This is a genomic window from Mycobacterium sp. 852002-51163_SCH5372311 (genome assembly GCF_001667115.1).
Classification (GTDB): Bacteria; Actinomycetota; Actinomycetes; order Mycobacteriales; family Mycobacteriaceae; genus Mycobacterium.
The window spans coordinates 1-1,768 of sequence record NZ_LZIJ01000202.1 but is presented as its reverse complement, the minus strand read 5'-3'; the positions used below and the strand labels follow the sequence as shown (position 1 = coordinate 1,768).

Here is a 1,768-nt window from a genome sequence, read left to right as displayed (position 1 = left end):
TCATGGGGCTGCGCGACGCTTTCGAACGGATCGGGCGGTTCTTGAGCGCGCCGGCGGGCACGCGGTCCGGTTGGTCGGCGGTGTTCGACGACCTGTCCCGGCGACCGCGACCGGCGCCGGAAACCGCCGGCGAGGCCGGTGACGGGGTGTGGGCCATCTACACCGTGGACGACGACGGCGGCGCCCGCGTCGAGCAGGTGTACGCCACCGAGCTCGACGCGCTGCGGGCGAACAAGAATAACGTCGACCCCAAGCGCAAGGTGCGGTTCCTGCCCTACGGCATAGCCGTCAGCGTCCTCGACGACTCCGAAGAGTCCGCGTAGCAGTAGCCGTCAGCCCTGCTGGACGACATTCGACTGGCCGGACTTCTTGATCTTCGGCGAGCCGGAGTGATACGTCACCTGGTTCTGCATGCCGGACGCGTCGATGGTGTCGGCGGCGTCGACGGTGATCGAGTTCTTGACGCCGGACACGCTCAGGCGTGTGCAATGCCCGGTGATAACCACCGTGTTGGAGACCCCGCTGACGCTGACGACGTTGTCGGTGCAGGCGATGGTCCGGTTCTCGCCGACGCCGGAAACGGTGAGGGTGGCGCCCGCCGGCGGGGCAGAGGACGTCTGGGTCGGCGCCGTCAGGGTGAGGGACGGCAGAGCGGGGGGAACCTTGATGCTCGGCATGGGCCGCGACGAAGTGCTCACCGGGCTGGTGCTCGGCGCCGGCGACCCGACCACCACGCCGTCGTCGGAGAATCGGTGCGCGGCGAATGCGACGATCCCGCCCACCAGAATCAGGATGCCGACGACGAACATCGCCCCCACGATCCAGAACACGCGGCTGCCCGACGACGCGGAGGCGGGCGGAGGGTACATGCCCCCGTACTCGCCGTACCCGTACACAGGCGGTGGCGGGGGAACGGCGTAGCCGGGCGGTTCATTTCCTCCCAGTTCCGATGCGCGTGCGGTATCGGCCAGCGGTTGCTCCAGCTGCCGGATCCGAGCTTCTGGGTCATCGTCCGGGTACATCCACAGATGCTCCCACATCGTCATCCGGTGAGCCGGATGCTTGGGTAGTTTCGGAGCGTGCCCGAATTGCCGAACCGCCAGATCCTGCTCCGCCGACGCCCCACCGGGCTGGTCGAGCCGGGTGACACCGAGCTGGTCACCTCGCCGGCCCCCGAACCCGGCGACGGTGAGGCGCTGCTTCGCACCACGTATGTCGGCATCGACGCTGCGGCCCGCACCTGGCTCGACGACCAGCCCGGCTACCTGCCGCCGGTGCAGCTCGGCGAGGTGATCCGGGCGGCCGGGATCGGCGAGGTCGTCGAGTCGCGTTGTCCCGCTTACGCCGTCGGCGACGTGGTCACCACACTGACGGGTTTCCAGGAGTACGTGATCATCCGCGACGATGTGTTCAGCACGCCCATTCCCGGCGAGGACGACCAGTTGGCGATCATGTCGGTGTACGGCCCGACGGGTGCCACCGCCTACTTCGGGATGACCGACATCGGAAAGCCGCGGGCGGGGGAGACGGTGGTGGTGTCGGCCGCTGCGGGTGCCACCGGATCGGTGGCGGGGCAGATCGCCAAGATCGCCGGAGCGCGAGTGGTGGGCATCGCGGGCGGCCCGGAGAAGTGCCGGGCGGTGGTCGAGGATTTCGGATTCGATGCGTGCATCGACTACAAGAACGACGACCTGCCTGCCGCGCTCAAACAGCACTGCCCGCGGCGGGTAGACGTGTACTTCGACAACGTCGGCGGCCCGATCCTCGA

Annotated in this window: 3 protein-coding genes; 2 read left to right on the top strand and 1 reads right to left on the bottom strand. The window is 68.6% G+C overall.

Translation table 11 applies throughout. The annotated features are described in order from the left end of the window. The coding region (locus A5791_RS25100; protein WP_067242905.1) for a hypothetical protein at nt 1–323 on the top strand (323 nt) is incomplete at its 5' end. Nucleotides 324–332: 9 nt separating this feature from the next. Here the strand turns inward: A5791_RS25100 and A5791_RS25095 are convergent. Then, a complete protein-coding gene (locus tag A5791_RS25095) occupies nt 333–1,022 on the bottom strand; it encodes a DUF3060 domain-containing protein (protein ID WP_067242907.1) in 690 nt (229 codons plus the stop codon). Nucleotides 1,023–1,079: 57 nt separating this feature from the next. On the opposite strand from A5791_RS25095, the gene A5791_RS25090 reads away from it, so the two are divergent. After that, on the top strand, nt 1,080–1,768 hold a 689-nt coding region (locus tag A5791_RS25090; protein WP_156661604.1), incomplete at its 3' end, for an NADP-dependent oxidoreductase.

Coding starts and splice junctions, on each gene's coding strand:
- A5791_RS25095 (WP_067242907.1), bottom strand. CDS start 1,022: ATGTACCCGGACGATGACCCAGAAGCTCGGATCCGGCAGCTGGAGCAA.